Annotated in this window: 18 protein-coding genes; all 18 read right to left on the bottom strand. The window is 28.0% G+C overall.

The window, feature by feature from the left end; genetic code table 11:
* On the bottom strand, window positions 1-302 hold a 302-nt coding region (locus KJQ99_RS05900; RefSeq protein WP_214150258.1), incomplete at its 3' end, for a hypothetical protein.
* Complete coding sequence (locus tag KJQ99_RS05895; RefSeq protein ID WP_214150257.1) at window positions 299-730, bottom strand: hypothetical protein; 432 nt, start codon at window positions 728-730, stop codon at window positions 299-301. The genes KJQ99_RS05900 and KJQ99_RS05895, both read right to left, overlap by 4 nt.
* 37 nt (window positions 731-767) lie before the next feature.
* Window positions 768-1,238 (bottom strand): hypothetical protein, encoded by a 471-nt coding sequence (locus KJQ99_RS05890; protein ID WP_214150256.1) that lies wholly within the window; start codon window positions 1,236-1,238, stop codon window positions 768-770.
* Between the two features lie 61 nt (window positions 1,239-1,299).
* Entirely contained in the window at window positions 1,300-2,238 is a 939-nt protein-coding gene (locus KJQ99_RS05885; RefSeq protein ID WP_214115728.1) for a carbon-nitrogen hydrolase, read from the bottom strand.
* A gap of 42 nt (window positions 2,239-2,280) precedes the next feature.
* Window positions 2,281-2,802 carry a serine O-acetyltransferase EpsC gene (gene epsC / locus KJQ99_RS05880; protein WP_214120146.1) on the bottom strand — a complete coding sequence of 174 codons (522 nt, stop codon included), beginning with the start codon at window positions 2,800-2,802 and terminating at the stop codon, window positions 2,281-2,283.
* Window positions 2,795-3,703, bottom strand: a complete 909-nt coding sequence (gene cysK, locus KJQ99_RS05875) for a cysteine synthase A (protein ID WP_214150255.1) — start codon at window positions 3,701-3,703, stop codon at window positions 2,795-2,797. Before cysK ends, epsC begins: the two co-directional genes overlap by 8 nt.
* Window positions 3,704-3,781: 78 nt before the next feature.
* Window positions 3,782-4,717, bottom strand: coding sequence for an agmatine deiminase family protein (locus tag KJQ99_RS05870; RefSeq protein WP_214120147.1), 936 nt, complete (start codon window positions 4,715-4,717; stop codon window positions 3,782-3,784).
* Window positions 4,717-5,778 carry a YeiH family protein gene (locus KJQ99_RS05865; RefSeq protein ID WP_336614975.1) on the bottom strand — a complete coding sequence of 354 codons (1,062 nt, stop codon included), beginning with the start codon at window positions 5,776-5,778 and terminating at the stop codon, window positions 4,717-4,719. The genes KJQ99_RS05870 and KJQ99_RS05865 overlap by 1 nt, the downstream gene beginning before the upstream one ends.
* Complete coding sequence (argS, locus tag KJQ99_RS05860) at window positions 5,775-7,367, bottom strand: arginine--tRNA ligase (protein WP_214120148.1); 1,593 nt, start codon at window positions 7,365-7,367, stop codon at window positions 5,775-5,777. Before argS ends, KJQ99_RS05865 begins: the two co-directional genes overlap by 4 nt.
* Window positions 7,367-7,597 (bottom strand): twin-arginine translocase TatA/TatE family subunit, encoded by a 231-nt coding sequence (tatA, locus tag KJQ99_RS05855; RefSeq protein WP_214115733.1) that lies wholly within the window; start codon window positions 7,595-7,597, stop codon window positions 7,367-7,369. The genes argS and tatA overlap by 1 nt, the downstream gene beginning before the upstream one ends.
* A gap of 1 nt (window position 7,598) precedes the next feature.
* Window positions 7,599-8,210 (bottom strand): guanylate kinase, encoded by a 612-nt coding sequence (gmk, locus tag KJQ99_RS05850; protein ID WP_214115734.1) that lies wholly within the window; start codon window positions 8,208-8,210, stop codon window positions 7,599-7,601.
* Window positions 8,211-8,212: 2 nt separating this feature from the next.
* Window positions 8,213-10,033: a hypothetical protein gene (locus KJQ99_RS05845; RefSeq protein ID WP_214150254.1), complete on the bottom strand. Its 1,821-nt coding sequence runs from the start codon at window positions 10,031-10,033 to the stop codon at window positions 8,213-8,215.
* A gap of 9 nt (window positions 10,034-10,042) precedes the next feature.
* Complete coding sequence (gene fliR, locus KJQ99_RS05840) at window positions 10,043-10,801, bottom strand: flagellar biosynthetic protein FliR (RefSeq protein WP_214115736.1); 759 nt, start codon at window positions 10,799-10,801, stop codon at window positions 10,043-10,045.
* A complete protein-coding gene (locus KJQ99_RS05835; protein ID WP_214150253.1) occupies window positions 10,789-11,496 on the bottom strand; it encodes an SIR2 family NAD-dependent protein deacylase in 708 nt (235 codons plus the stop codon). Before KJQ99_RS05835 ends, fliR begins: the two co-directional genes overlap by 13 nt.
* Window positions 11,489-12,109, bottom strand: coding sequence for an ABC transporter ATP-binding protein (locus tag KJQ99_RS05830; protein WP_214120152.1), 621 nt, complete (start codon window positions 12,107-12,109; stop codon window positions 11,489-11,491). The genes KJQ99_RS05835 and KJQ99_RS05830 overlap by 8 nt, the downstream gene beginning before the upstream one ends.
* Window positions 12,109-13,173 (bottom strand): translation elongation factor Ts, encoded by a 1,065-nt coding sequence (tsf, locus tag KJQ99_RS05825; RefSeq protein ID WP_214120153.1) that lies wholly within the window; start codon window positions 13,171-13,173, stop codon window positions 12,109-12,111. Before tsf ends, KJQ99_RS05830 begins: the two co-directional genes overlap by 1 nt.
* Window positions 13,173-13,943, bottom strand: coding sequence for a 30S ribosomal protein S2 (gene rpsB / locus KJQ99_RS05820; protein WP_214115740.1), 771 nt, complete (start codon window positions 13,941-13,943; stop codon window positions 13,173-13,175). Before rpsB ends, tsf begins: the two co-directional genes overlap by 1 nt.
* Before the next feature lie 120 nt (window positions 13,944-14,063).
* Window positions 14,064-14,850, bottom strand: a 787-nt coding sequence (locus KJQ99_RS05815) for an ArsS family sensor histidine kinase (RefSeq protein WP_214150252.1), incomplete at its 5' end; no start/stop codon positions are given.

Below are 14,850 nucleotides of genomic sequence, written 5' to 3'. Positions count from 1 at the left end.
ATAATAGAGAATATAAAAGATAAAATCACAAAAACTAAGAAAAACAAAATTATAAAAATTAAAATATTATCATAAACAAAAGCCCTAGCTATCAAAAATGCAATACTAAAATCTAACACACCAAAAATAATATTTATCATTTCGCTAATTTTTAATCTTGATATTTTGCCTTTTAAAATATATAAAGCCTTGCAATTAGGACATTGCAAGGTATGAATACCTAAGTCTTTTTTATAAGAAAATGATTTTAGCTTTGAAATATTATAAGAGCAAAACTCGCATTCTTTATAAAATATTTTCATCTTTTTATAAGCTTTATGAAAAAATCTTTTAATTTAATTAATCTAGTTTTTTTAACTTCTAACTTCTCATTATCATCAATTAAAACAAATTTAGAAAATATAAATAAATTTAAATAATGCTCAAGTATTACCACAAAAAGCCCAATACCTAAAAAAGATACAAGCCATACAAAGATTAAAAAAGCAACATTCTTACTCACAAAATCACTGCATAAAAACACACAAAAAAATGGTAGCAAAAACGCAGTCCATCCTAAAATCTCATTCAAAATAGCATAAATCATTACAAAATATACTTTAAGTTTCAATCCATAAGAAGCATTGCAATTAGGACATTTTAAAGTATAAATTCCTAAATCCTTTTTATAGGTATATAATTTTAATTTTGAAATCTTACAAGAGCAAAGCTCACATTCTTTATAAAACATTTTTATCCTTTATATTTTTAAAATGATTTAATTTTTTTTACAAAATATCTTCAAACACTTCATCTATTATATATGCTTTAAATTCTTTATCATTATTTAAGCTTCCATTCCATTTATAAACAGCTAATATTTCTCTTAATAAGGCTATTATTTCTTTTTCACTTAATGTTTTATTATCTTTTATAGAAAGAATTTTATAAACTCTATTATAAACTACATTATCAATCTCTTGTTTGATATCATAATCTAAAATTATCCTTATATGTTCGCCTTTATAATATAAAATCCACAAAGATTTATTAAGCTTTGCATGGTCTAGCTCAGGGTCATCAAAATACATACAATTCATAAACCAGCAGTCTAATTCTTCATCTATTACAATATACCAATCATAAGGAAATTTATGATGTTGTCTGCCATACCAACTATTAGTATGTTCTCCGTAGATATAAGAAAGTGAGTATTTTTTATCTAGTCTATCATCAATAATTGCGTTTTTAAAAGCCATAAAATATCCTAGCAATTAGAAATTAGCTTGATGCTAATTCCTAATTAAATTCCAAAATGATTTATTCTTTTATAGCTCTTTTTGTTAGATTAGAATAATGTTCTATTCTTCTATCTCTTAAAAACGGCCACCAGCGTCTTATTTGTTCGCATTTTTTCATATCTATAGCAACTACTACTTCAAGCTCTTCGCTTTCATTGCTTCTAAATAGCTCTTTACCTTGTGCATCATATACAAAACTATTACCCCAAAAATCAATACCATTTTTAGTAGTTTCATTGTTATTTATAAAATGTTTTTTCTCATTTTGAGTAATGCTGCTTTCGCCACTAAGACTTACATCTTCAAAACCAACACGATTTACCCCCACAACAGGCAAACAATTAGCTATTGCGTGTCCTCTTTGAACACCTAGCCACGCATTTAATTGGTCTTGCATAGTTTCACTATCATCGCTAACGCCGTTTTCATAAAGCCAACCAATAGCTGTAGGATATATTAAAATCTGTGCTCCATCTAAAGCCATAAGTCTTGCAGCTTCAGGATACCACTGATCCCAACATACTAAAACTCCTAATTTTCCTACGCTTGTATCAATCGCACGAAAACCTAAATCACCTGGAGTAAAATAAAATTTCTCATAAAAATGCGGATCATCAGGTATGTGCATTTTACGATATTTTCCTGCAATGCTTCCATCACTCTCATAAACTATAGCGGTATTGTGATATAAACCTTCTAGGCGTTTTTCATATAAAGATGTAACTAATACGATATTATTATCTTTTGCTACTTCGCTCCAAAAAATCAAATCATTTTCATAATCACTAGCTAGGTCAAAATTATTAGTATTTTGCACTTGGCAAAAATAAGCACTTTGGTGTAATTCTTGTAAAATTACTAATTTTGCACCTTTTTTAGCAACATTTTTAATCTTTGCTTTTGTGATTTCTCTCATATTTTCGCTATATTTTTGTGATACTAAACCAATTTTTAACATATTTTTATCCTTATAAGTTTTCAAGATATTATCAAATTCTAGTTATTTTATATTCTTGATTATTTCCTTTCCTATAGTTCCTACCATTGTTGTATTTGGCGATACATTTTTTAAAATAGTAGCATTCGCACCGATTTTTGCATTTTTACCAATTGTGATATTGCCTAAGATAGTAGCACCTGCTCCAATTATTACTCCATCTTCAATACTAGGATGTCTTTTACCACTAACTTTACCTGTGCCACCTAAAGTAACCCCGTGATAAATAGTAACATTATCTCCTATAATAGTCGTTTCTCCAATCACAACTCCCATTCCGTGGTCAATAAATAAGCCTTTGCCAATTATTGCTCCTGGATGTATTTCTATACCTGTTAAAAATCTTGAAAATTGAGATATAAATCTAGCTATAAAAAATAATTTTTTCTTATACATAAAATGCGCTAAACGATGAAACAACACAGAATGTACACCAGGATATAATAAAAAAACTTCTAATTTATTTCTTGCTGCTGGGTCGTTTTTTAAAATATTTTCTAAATCATATTTTAAATTATCAAACATCAAAAATCCCCATAGAAATATATTTTTCTCCGCCATCAGGAGCTATTGCTAAAATCTTTTTATCATTTGGTAAAGTTTTTGCCAACTCTAAGGCTGCAAATATACTAGCACCAGATGAAATTCCTAATAATAATCCTTCTTTACTAGCTAATAATCTTACCATATTAATTGCATCAGCTTCATCTACACAAACAATATCATCAACCACACTAGCATTATAAATAGCAGGAACAAATCCAGCCCCTATTCCTTGAATTTTATGCGCTCCTGCTGTATTTTTACTAAGCATTGGAGATTGCTCTGGCTCTATTGCTATTACTTTAATATCTTTAAAATGCTCTTTTAATCTCTTACCAGCACCACTAATAGTCCCGCCTGTGCCTACTCCTGCTACAAAATAATCAAGAGTTTTAAATTCTTTTATGATTTCTTCTGCTGTTTTCGTATAATGCGCTTTTGTATTTGCTGGATTTTCAAATTGTTGTAAGATTATATATCTATTATCACTCTTTGCTAATTCTAAAGCTTTATTAATAGCACCTTTCATACCATCTTTTCCACTCGTAAGAATTAAATCAGCTCCGAAAGTTTTTATTAAATCTCGCCTTTCTTTACTCATAGTATCAGGCATTACTATGCAAGCTTTATAGCCCATTAATCTAGCAATCAACGCTAAAGAAATACCTGTATTTCCACTAGTTGGCTCTAAAATGATTGAATTAGAATTTAATTTTCCTTGTAATTTAGCTTCTTCTATCATAGCTAAAGCAGCTCTATCTTTTACACTACCACTTAAATTAAATTTCTCAAGTTTTACATAAACTTGAGCCATCTTATCATTTGTTAAAGCATTGAGTTTAACTACTGGTGTATTGCCTACTAAATCTAAAATATTTTTCATAATTACCCCTTGTTTTTAAAATAAAAATTTTATTATAAATTAAAAAATTAATTAAAAAGAGTAATTATGAAAATAAAATTATTCTTCAAATATATTCATACAAGAACAATGTAATGAACCATTTTGCCTTACGAAGACTAAGGCATTTACTAAAATAATTTTATGATTAGGTAAAGCTTTTTGTAATTTTTGTCTTACTAATTCATCATTTTTATCATCATAACAAGGCACTATTAAAGCGTCATTTACAAACACAAAATTAGCATAAGTGCAGCCTAATCTTTTGCCATTATAATGTTTTGGGCTAGGGATTGGTAGTGAGATTAGATTATATTTAGTTTTTTTAAGCTCATCTTCTAAGGCTTTTAAACTAGCGTAATTTTCATCATTTTCATCTTCGCAAGAACTATAAGCGATAGTATTTTCATCAATAAATCTAGCTAAAGTATCCACATGAGAATCCGTATCATCACCTATAATTACACCATTTTCAAGCCATAAAACTTCTTGAACTTTTAAATATTTTTTAAGTGTATTTTCTATTTCTTCTTTGCTTTGTTGATTTCTATTATCGTTTAATAAACATTCAGTAGTTGTCAATAATACCTTGCCATTAGTATCAATGCTACCACCTTCTAAAATAAAATCAATTTTATTTAGGTCTTTTTTAAGATAATTTTTAAACAAATTTTCATTAAAAGCATTGTCTAAATTAGAACTAAATTTATTCCCCCAAGCATTAAAAACAAAATCCAAATTATTATCAATTGGACCAAAATCTCTAATCCAAGTATCATTAGTATTAAAACAATAAAACTCTATATTATTTAACTTTTTAAACTCATCAAGATTTGCACTTTCGTGATGAACTAAAAGCACCTTACAATGATTTGTAATAGCTTTTGCAAATTCTAAATAAGAATTTAAAATCTCATTTAAATAAGGCGACCAATCACTATCTTTATGAGGTAATGCTAATAATATATATTCACATTTTTGCCATTCTGCTCTCATTAACAAAACACCTTTATATAAACATAAGCTGCAACCACTAACCATACGCATAAAATTGCTGCCATAATAAATGGCTTAAGACCAGCTTTGCTTAACATATCCTTTCTAATATTTACTCCAAGTGCCACCATTGCTAAACTTAATAAAAATGTATCAAAAATAGCAATATTAGGCTTTATAACATTTAAAGCATATTCTGTATTTAAAATAGGCAAACTTGATATGCCACAAGCTAGTAAAAATCCTAAAGCAAACCAAGGAATTTGATTTAAGAAATTGCCTTTTTTTTCTTCTTTTTTAAATCCAAAACTAAGCATTAATAAAAACGGAACAAGCATTAAAACTCTTACCATTTTTATAACTATACTTGAATTTGCCCCATCAACTCCTATACTAGAACCTGCTCCTACAACGTGTGCAACTTCGTGTAAAGTCCCGCCTACTAAAAAGCCAAATAATCTACCATCTAAATCAAATAGATTTTGAACCAATGGATAAACAAACATTCCAATACAACCATACACAACTACGGTGCAAACTGCTATACCAACTCTTGCCGAACCACCTTTTAGCACACTCTCACTAGCTAAAACAGCAGCAGCTCCACAAATACTAGAACCACTAGCAATTAATGCTGATTGTAAAAAATCTATTTTTAATAATTTTCCTATTAATAAGCCAATAAAAAATGTAGAAAAAACTATAAAAAAAGCAAGTCCAACTCCACTTAAACCAATGCTTTCAATATCACTTAAAGAAATTCTAAAACCATAAAGAATAATCCCTAGTCTTAAAATCTGCTTAGTGCATACTCCTAAAGCACCTGTTTTTTTTAATAAGCTTACATTATGATGTGCGAAATTTCCAATAACAGCTCCCAAAATTACGGCAATTATTAAAGCTGATATTCCAAAGTTCTTAAAAAAGCTTAATTCACCAATAGCATAAGAACAAAATGCTAAAACTACTAATACTACATAACTTTCTATTTTTTTACTTTTATAAATTTTATTTACCCCCAAAGCTACTTGCTCTGGGGATTTATTGTGTTTTTTACTCACTCTTTTTCCATTCTACTTACTGCATTTATACCAATTAAGCTAAAACCTGTTTTTATACATAAAGCAACTTGAGCAAATATTTTTAAATATTGCTCTTCGTTTTCATGTCCAACAACTCTAGTTTCATTATAAATTTTATGAAATGAACTTGCGATTTGTTTTAAATAATCGCATAATTTAGAAAGAGTTCTGCTATTAAAAGCGTCTTCTAAAACATCATTTAAAGCTAAAGCATCAAATAATAAATTAAGTGCATTTTCATCTTTAAAATTACTTAAACTAACATTAATTACATCATTAAAGTTTTTATTAGCTTTTGCAAATATTTGATGAATTCTTGCGTGTGCGTAGTTTATATAAAAAATAGGATTTGAATTATCTTGCTTTTTAAACTCATCTACATCAAACTCAAGCGGACTATCACAACGCTTACTTATAAAAATATATCTTAAAGCATCTACGCCAATATCATCTAAAACATCGCTAAATAAAATTACATTACCTTTTCTTTTACTCATTTTATAAGGTTGTCCGTTTTTTAGCAAATTAACCATTTGAGCTAGGATTACTTCAAGATTATTAGCATCGTGCCCTAAAGCACTCATAGCAGCTTTTACACGAGCAATGTAGCCGTGATGATCAGCTCCCCATATATTAATAACTTTATCATATCCCCTACTTAATTTATCATCGTGATAAACAATATCAGCTGCTAAGTAAGTCCCCCTACCATCTTCACGCACGATAACTCTATCTAAGTCATCTCCATATTTTGTAGATGCTAAATATAATTTATCATCTTTTAAATATGTTGCTTCGGCTTTTTTTAATTTTTCTAAAGTTTCTTCAAGCTTTGGATAATAAGCAGTTTCGCTTACATAATTATCAATCTTAATTCTAGCATTTGCTAAAGTTTGCTTGATTTCTTTTAAGACTTCATCTTTAGCTAAACTTGCTATTTTGGTTTTGTTATTTATAAAATCATCTTTAAATTTATCATAAAAAATCCTAGCAAGTTCTTGCATATACTCGCCACCATAAAAGCTTTCAGGATATTCAACATTTTCTTTTAAAACAAAATCTCTTATAGCTAAAATAACGCTTTCGCCTAATAAATCTATTTGATTACCTGCATCATTTACATAATATTCTGTATCAAATGTATAGCCTAAATGTTTTGCAATTTTATTTAAACTATCTCCATAAATAGCACCCCTTGCGTGCCCTATGTGAAGTGGTCCTGTAGGATTTGCACTTACATATTCAAGCAAGATTTTATAATTTTTTTTAGGACTTTTTGCAAAATCTTCTGGGTTATTTAAAGCATTTTTACATAATTTATCTAAAAAATCATTTGATAATTTGAAATTGACATAAGCATTCACTGCTTCAACACTGCTAAAAATCTCACAATTTTTCAATTTTTCTGCAAAATCTGCTGCAATTTTATTTGGGGCTAATTTAAGCTCTTTTGCAAAGCTAAAGCAAGGCATTGCAAAATGAGCTAAATTTCTATCTTTTGGACTTTCTAAACTAAATTCGCATTCTAATACTTTTGATAAATACTCTTTAATACTTTCCTTTAGCATTAGGCTTTTTGCTCGCTTTTTACTTCATTAGCTTCAGTTTTTTTAGTATTATCAGCTAATTCATCAATTTCATTCACAGGCTTTGCAGTAGTATCATCTGCCATTTCTTTTTTAAATGTTTTAATACCTTTTCCTAAGCCTTTTGCAAGTTCTGGTAATTTTTTACCACCAAATAATAAAATGATTACTAATAAAACAATAATCCAGTGCCATCCACTACCTATTCCCATATTATTCTCCTTTTTTCCATTCTGAAATAAATTTTTTAATGTCTTTATTTAACACTTTTAAGTTTGCTGCTTGGTAAAGTAATTTAAGCTCTTTATAAGCTTTTTCCAAATCATCATTTATAATAAAAAAATCATATCTTCCAATAGCTTGAACTTCAGCAGTTGCATTATGAAGTCTTTTAGCAATTACATCAGGATTTTCTGTGCCACGAGAAACAAGGCGTTCTTTTAATACTTTTTCATTCTCAGGACTTATAAAAACTGATAAAAAATCTTTACCTAATTTATCTTTTACTATTCTAAAGCCTTGAACATCTATATCTAAAATAACATTTTTACCATTTTCTAAAGCGTCATAAATTGGTTTTAATGGCGTTCCATAATAATTCCCATGAACATTAGCATACTCTAAAAATTCATCATTTTTAATTCCTAATTCAAATTCTTCGTGGGTCAAATAATAGTAATTTACACCCTCTTTTTCTCCTGCTCTAGGAGCTCTAGTGGTTGCTGATATTGAAAAGTAAAAATCATTATAATCTTGTGCTAAACGCTCTAATAGTGTGCTTTTGCCCGCACCACTTGGGCCTGATATTAATAAAATTCCTGCCATAATTAATCTTTAAAACTTATATTAATTGATATATTTATATCTTTTATACGATTTTTCGTGCCTTTTGTGCTATTGATAATAGCTTGATTTACTGCTTTTGTAACATTTTCGCTAACTTCACTAATGTCATCATCAACATTTGCTTCTATACTATTAGTAAAATCATTATTTTTTTCTTTTATATCTTCATTATTGTCTAATAATTCTACAACTTCCTCCCCTAACGCTTTTTTAATTTCAATTTCATTTAAATCATCAAAATCACTCACTTTTTCATCTCCTACAATTTCTTGAATATCTTCAATATCATCTTTAATATCATCAAAAGCAGCTAAAGAACCTAATTCATTATCTTGAATATCTTCTAAATGATTATTAACATTCAAATCTTCTTTCACATCTTCAAATTCTTCTTCTAAACCACTATCAATAAAATCATCTTTCATATCTTCAGCTACATCTAAATCACCCGTAACAACATCAAAATCATTTGTTATTTCTGTATTTAAATCATCTTCTAACTCTTTAAAATTATCATCTTCATAACTATCGTTTATATTTTCTTCTAAATCATTTGAACTTGTAAAATCAATATCATCTTGCAATAAATCTTGATAATCTCTACTTAATTCTTCAAAACTTTCAGGTAATGAAAATTCATCAATATTATTCAAATCATCTAAATTTAAATCATTATTTAAATTCTCTTCTAAATCATCTATATCTTTCGTAGTTTTTAAATCTTCTTCTAAAACAATAGCATTACTTAATTCATCTAAATTCTCAATATCACTTAAAGTATCCAAATCTTGCGATAATTCATCATTATTTAAATTCTCATCTTCGTTAAAATCAGATAATTTCGTATCTAATTCATCATCTAAAGAATTTAAATCATCAAGAGTATTTAAATTCTCATCTAACTCATCATTAGTATCATCTAAATCTTGTGCTAACTCATCATCTAAAGAAGTTAAATCATTAGAACTATCAAAATCTTGTGATAATTCATCATTATTTAAATTCCCATCTTCATTAAAATCAGATAATTTCGTATCTAATCCATCATCTAAAGAATTTAAATCATCAAGAGTATTTAAATTCTCATCTAATTCATTATTAATATCATCTAAACCTTGAGATGGTTCATCATTATTTAAATTATCAAGTTCTTCAATATTATCCAATTCTTCACTAAATTTATTATCAACATCATCTAAATTCTCTAAATCTTGCAATAATTCATCATCTAAAGAAGTTAAATCATTAGAACTATCTAAATCTTGCAATAATTCATCGTTATTTAAATTATCAAGTTCTTCAATATTATCTATGTTAAAATCGTCTATAGAATTTAATTCATCAGCATTATCTAAATCAAGCTTAGTTTCCAAACCTAAACTATTACCAAAATCATTCAAGTCTAAACTATCTAAATCAGTGATATTATCTATTTTAAATTCTTCCAAATCAATATCATCACTTAATAAATCAATATTATCTAAATCGCTAGTATTAAAATCTTCTTTTAATTCGTCTTTAAAACTATTTATCAAATCTATAAAATCAGTAGGTAAAAATGGTTTATGAATAACTATTGCATCATTACTTGTTTCATTTTTTGCTAATATAAGAATTAGTTTTTTAGACATTTGTTGACATAATTTAATATCAACTTCACACTCATTATCAGCTATAATAATATCACAAGGTTCAAGCTCTTCTAAATTATTTATTTCTTTATAAGTAATATTTAATTTTTGCAAACTAAGGCTTATTAATCTTGAAATTGCTGGATTTTTATTAATTAATATTGCATTCATTATACCTTCCTAACTTACAAATAGTTCAAGTTGTAAAAACACTTTTAAAACCAATTCTTTAAAATAAAACAAGATTGTAGCTAAAATTGTCATCAAAACAATAAATGCTATCGTTATTTTTATAGGATAGCCTACCACTAAAAGGTTAAATTGTGGCATTGTTTTCATAAGCAAACCAAATACAAAATCACTAAGCATTGATATAGCAATTATTGGAAACGCAAGGCTAAGACCAATTAAATATATGTCTTTAGTCTCATTCATTATCTGTCTAAACCAACCATCATGCAAAGCAAAATCACCTAAAGCAATACCATTTAAACTCTTTGCCCAAAATAACAAAACCAAATGATGTCCATCATAAGCTAAAAACAAAAGTAATGCAATAAGAGAAATAAAGTGACCAATGATAGGAGTATTTGCACCAGTATTTGGATCAAGCACGCTAGCCATAGAAAAACCCATAATAAAACTAATATGTTCTCCACTCATTTGTAAAATCGTAAAAGTAAGCTGCAAACAAAGACCTGCAACAAGTCCTAACAAAAGCTCAGTTATAAGAGCAATAACTAAATAATTTGGCGTTATATTAGTATGTGCTAATGGATAGAAAAAAAAAGTCATAATAATAACAAAACTAGACTTAATAACCACAGGAATTTGTAAATGCGAATAAAATGGAAAAAACAAGCAAAGTCCGCTCATTCTAGCAAGTAATAGCATAAACAAAACTATGTTTTGCTCACTAAATAATCTTACGAGTTCCATTCTTGAATAATTTGCTCTAATTCATCTATACATTCATCACAAGATTTATAAATAATATGAGAAAATAAAGCTTCATTTATATATTTATTTTTTTCTAAATTAATTAATATGTTTTTAGATTTTGCAAACCTTAATAAATAATTTATATTAATAACTGCACCACTTGTTCCTATGATAACCACCAAATCATCTTCATTAAGATTATAAAATGTTGAATATAAATCAGTATAAAATGGCGCTTGTTCTCCAAAAAACACCACACTAGGTTTAATTAATTTACTTTGGCATTTTTTACAATTTTCAAATTTAAATTCCAAATCATCATTTAAATTAAGCTTAGTAATATCGTTACAATTAGTGCAGTGTAATTCTAATAATTTTCCGTGCAAGTGAATTACATTTTCACACCCTGCACGCTCTAATAAATCATCAACATTTTGAGTAAAATTAATAACTTCAAAACGCTTTGATATTTCAGCAATTTTTTCGTGCATTTTATTAGGTTTAACTTTTCTTAATTCAAGTCTTCTTTTATTATAAAATTCATGAACTAAATTAAAATTTTTAATCCAAGTTTGATAATTACAAACTATATCTAAATCATATTGTTCCCACAAACCATCATTATCTCTAAAAGTGCTTAAGCCAGATGGTGCACTAAGACCAGCTCCACTTAAAAAAACTAACTTACTCATTATTTATCCTTAAAATATCATCACACATTAAAGCTAAATTTTCATCGTGAGTAATTAAAAATAAGGCTGAATTATTTAATTTAACATAATCAATTAATAATTTCATAGCTATTTTTGCATTTGTTGGGTCAAGATTTCCAGTTGGCTCATCAGCAAAAATAATTTTAGGTTTTTTACAAAGAACTCTAGCAATACTTACTCTTTGTTGCTCTCCGCCACTTAATTCGTTAGCTTTTTTATTTAGAATTTCTTTAATACCTAAAAAATTAATTATCTCATCATCTATTTTATTATTTGATAAAACACTTGCTAATTCAATATTTTCATAAGCTGAAAATCCTTTAAAAAGATAATGCTGCTGAAAAATAATTCCAAAATCATTTCTTCTTATTAATAATCTTTCATCTTCGCTAAGTTTATAAATATTCTTATCTTTATAAAAGACTTCCCCGCTATCAGGTGCTAAAAGTGTTGATAAAATATGCAATAATGTAGATTTTCCGCAACCACTTTTGCCTAAGACGGCTAAAGTTTGTTGCGGATTTAAAGTTAAATTTAAATTGTTAAATAAAACGGCATCGTATTTTTTACCAATACCGCTTGCTTTTAACATTAATTACCCATTTGAGCTGCAACTTCTGCTGCGAAATCTTCGTTTTTCTTTTCTAAGCCTTCGCCAACTTCATATTTTACGAAGCTTTCAATTACCAATTCATCTTTTAATTCAGCTGATTTATCAGCAATAACTTGCTCTATAGTTTTTTTATCATCCATTACATAAAATTGTCCCATTAATGTAAGGCGAGAATCTAAAATTGAGTTATCAGCTATAAATCTAGCCATTTGACCAGGAACAATTTTATCCCAAATTTGCTCTGGTTTATTTTGAGCTTTTAATTCAGCTTTTATATCTTCTTCAGCTTTCTTTAAAACTGCATCAGTAATTTGTAATCTACTTGCAAATTGTGGAATTTTATGAAGTGGCTTTTTAAGGCGAACTAATTCTTCATTTTCTTTTTCAAGTTCAGCACATAAAGCTCTATATTCAGCTTCTACAAATTCCTTATCTAAATCTTTATAGCTTAAAACACTTGGTTTCATAGCTGCAATATGCATACAAAGTTGTTTTAAAAATTCTTCAACTTTTGCTTTATTAGCAGCATTATTAAATTTAGCCTTAACGATAACACCTACACGACCATTTGTGTGTAAATAACCACTTAAAGCTTCATTATCATTTGCTTTTAAAGTAGCAAATCTTCTTACAACTAAATTTTCTCCAATAGTTGCGATTTGATTTTTTAGATAATCTTCAAATTTAGCCCCATCAATATTGCTATTTAATAAACTTTCAACATCGCAAACTCCACTAACTTGAACTTGCTCAACTGTTTTATTTACTAAATCTATAAATTTATCATTTTTAGCAACGAAGTCAGTTTCTGAATTGATTTCTACTAAACTTGCTAAATTATTTGAAAGTTTAACACCAATTAAACCTTCAGCTGCTAGCCTATCAGCTTTTTTAGCAGCTTTACTTAAGCCTTTTTCTCTTAAGTATTCAACCGCTTTTTGCATATCTCCATCACACTCTTTAAGTGCGTTTTTACAATCCATCATTCCAGCACCTGTGCTTTCGCGCAGGTCCTTTACCATAGCTGCTGTAATTTCTGCCATTACATTTCCCCTTCCATCATAGCTTCTTCTAATACTTCTTGTTTTTCATCTTCACTAACTTCTGCTCTTTCAACTACTTCACCATCTTGTTCTCTTAAAGCTTTACCTTCTAATATAGCTTCGCACATTTCTTGGCAGAATAATTGAACTGAACGAATAGCATCATCATTACCTGGGATAGGAAAATCTACAACATCAGGATCGCAGTTTGTATCAATTGGAGCTACTACTGGGATTTTTAATCTATTTGCTTCTGCAACTGCAATTTTTTCTTTTACTGTATCAATTACAAAAATCATATCAGGGCGAGTTTTAAGGTCTCTAATACCGCCTAAATAATCTAATAATTTTTCTTTTTTACGATTTAGCATTAATGCTTCTTTTTTAGTTAATAAATTAATGCTTCCATCTTCTTGCATACTTTCAATAACTTCAAGTTTTCTAATTGATTGGCGAATAGTTTCAAAGTTTGTCATCATACCGCCTAACCATCTGTGATTTACATATGGCATTCCACATTTAATTGCATATTCTTTAATAGCATCTGTTGCTTGCTTTTTAGTTCCAACAAATAAAATTGTTTTACCTTCTGCTGCTGCATCACGAACGATATTGTATGTATATCTAAAATATCTAATTGTTTTTTGTAAATCAATTACATAAATACCTTTTCTCTCACCAAAAATGAACTTTTTCATTTTAGGATTCCAGCGTCTTGTTTGATGCCCAAAATGCACACCACATTCTAATAAATCTCTCATTGTAACCATAGGTTTCTCCTTAAAAAATTGTTTTTACCTCCACACCCAAATACAACTAGCGTTGCAACAAATAAGGATTGGTGTGTGTGAAATAAGCGGGTATTTTAGCTTTTTTAAAGTTAATAAAAGTTATTTTTCTTGAGTTTTTTCTTCTTTGATTATATTATCAAGATTAGTAATAGCAAAAATATTATAACCATTATCATAGTTATAATTTAATTTCAATTTATGAGCTTCTAAAATCGTATTTACAACATAAAGCCCCAAGCCAAAAGAATTTGAACTCTTATTACCACCTTGAGTAAAAGGCTCTAAATAATACTCAATATTTTTATCTAATTTTTTACCTTTGTTATAAAACTTTATACTTTCATGGCAAATTATAACTCTTACAGCATTATCATCTGAATATTTAATAGCGTTATCTAATAAATTTTTAATTGCAGTTGTAAATAGTTTAAAATCAACATAAACTACAAAAGTATTATCACTTATAATATTAATTTTTTCATTTTCTAAAAGCAACATTTCTTTTGCTTCATTAAAAATGTGATTAATTGAAATTTTCTTTGGATTTTTTGCAACTCCACTTGTGATTTGCTCTACTGCGGCTAATTCATCTATTAAAATAACCATTCTATCAAATACATTTATAAGTCTTTGCTTAAATTTCGTATCTTCTAGCATTTCAGCTGTAATCCTACCTTTTGTAATTGGAGTTTTAAGCTCGTGCATTATATTTCTTAAAAAAAATTGTCTTGAAGTATTTAAATCTTTAATTTTTTTAATAGCTTGATAAAAAGCATCTGAAACTTGAGAAATCTCATCATTACCCTTGCTTATATTTTCTATATTATCTAAATCATTACTAGCAAATTTTGTAATTTGTCTTTTAAGTCTTCTAATAGGTCTTAAT

Origin of the sequence: Campylobacter sp. 2018MI13 (assembly GCF_018501135.1) — a bacterium.
Classification (GTDB): domain Bacteria; phylum Campylobacterota; class Campylobacteria; order Campylobacterales; family Campylobacteraceae; genus Campylobacter_E.
This window is presented reverse-complemented; position numbering and strand designations above follow the sequence as displayed.

Bases quoted from the DNA above. Each gene is read 5' to 3' on its own strand.
- fliR (WP_214115736.1), bottom strand. From the start codon at position 10,801: ATGGAACTCGTAAGATTATTTAGTGAGCAAAACATAGTTTTGTTTATG.
- argS (WP_214120148.1), bottom strand. From the start codon at position 7,367: ATGCTAAAGGAAAGTATTAAAGAGTATTTATCAAAAGTATTAGAATGC.
- rpsB (WP_214115740.1), bottom strand. From the start codon at position 13,943: ATGGTTACAATGAGAGATTTATTAGAATGTGGTGTGCATTTTGGGCAT.
- cysK (WP_214150255.1), bottom strand. From the start codon at position 3,703: ATGAAAAATATTTTAGATTTAGTAGGCAATACACCAGTAGTTAAACTC.
- gmk (WP_214115734.1), bottom strand. From the start codon at position 8,210: ATGGCAGGAATTTTATTAATATCAGGCCCAAGTGGTGCGGGCAAAAGC.
- KJQ99_RS05830 (WP_214120152.1), bottom strand. From the start codon at position 12,109: ATGTTAAAAGCAAGCGGTATTGGTAAAAAATACGATGCCGTTTTATTT.
- tsf (WP_214120153.1), bottom strand. From the start codon at position 13,173: ATGGCAGAAATTACAGCAGCTATGGTAAAGGACCTGCGCGAAAGCACA.
- KJQ99_RS05870 (WP_214120147.1), bottom strand. From the start codon at position 4,717: ATGAGAGCAGAATGGCAAAAATGTGAATATATATTATTAGCATTACCT.
- KJQ99_RS05890 (WP_214150256.1), bottom strand. From the start codon at position 1,238: ATGGCTTTTAAAAACGCAATTATTGATGATAGACTAGATAAAAAATAC.
- KJQ99_RS05835 (WP_214150253.1), bottom strand. From the start codon at position 11,496: ATGAGTAAGTTAGTTTTTTTAAGTGGAGCTGGTCTTAGTGCACCATCT.
- tatA (WP_214115733.1), bottom strand. From the start codon at position 7,597: ATGGGAATAGGTAGTGGATGGCACTGGATTATTGTTTTATTAGTAATC.
- KJQ99_RS05885 (WP_214115728.1), bottom strand. From the start codon at position 2,238: ATGTTAAAAATTGGTTTAGTATCACAAAAATATAGCGAAAATATGAGA.
- KJQ99_RS05895 (WP_214150257.1), bottom strand. From the start codon at position 730: ATGTTTTATAAAGAATGTGAGCTTTGCTCTTGTAAGATTTCAAAATTA.
- epsC (WP_214120146.1), bottom strand. From the start codon at position 2,802: ATGTTTGATAATTTAAAATATGATTTAGAAAATATTTTAAAAAACGAC.
- KJQ99_RS05845 (WP_214150254.1), bottom strand. From the start codon at position 10,033: ATGAATGCAATATTAATTAATAAAAATCCAGCAATTTCAAGATTAATA.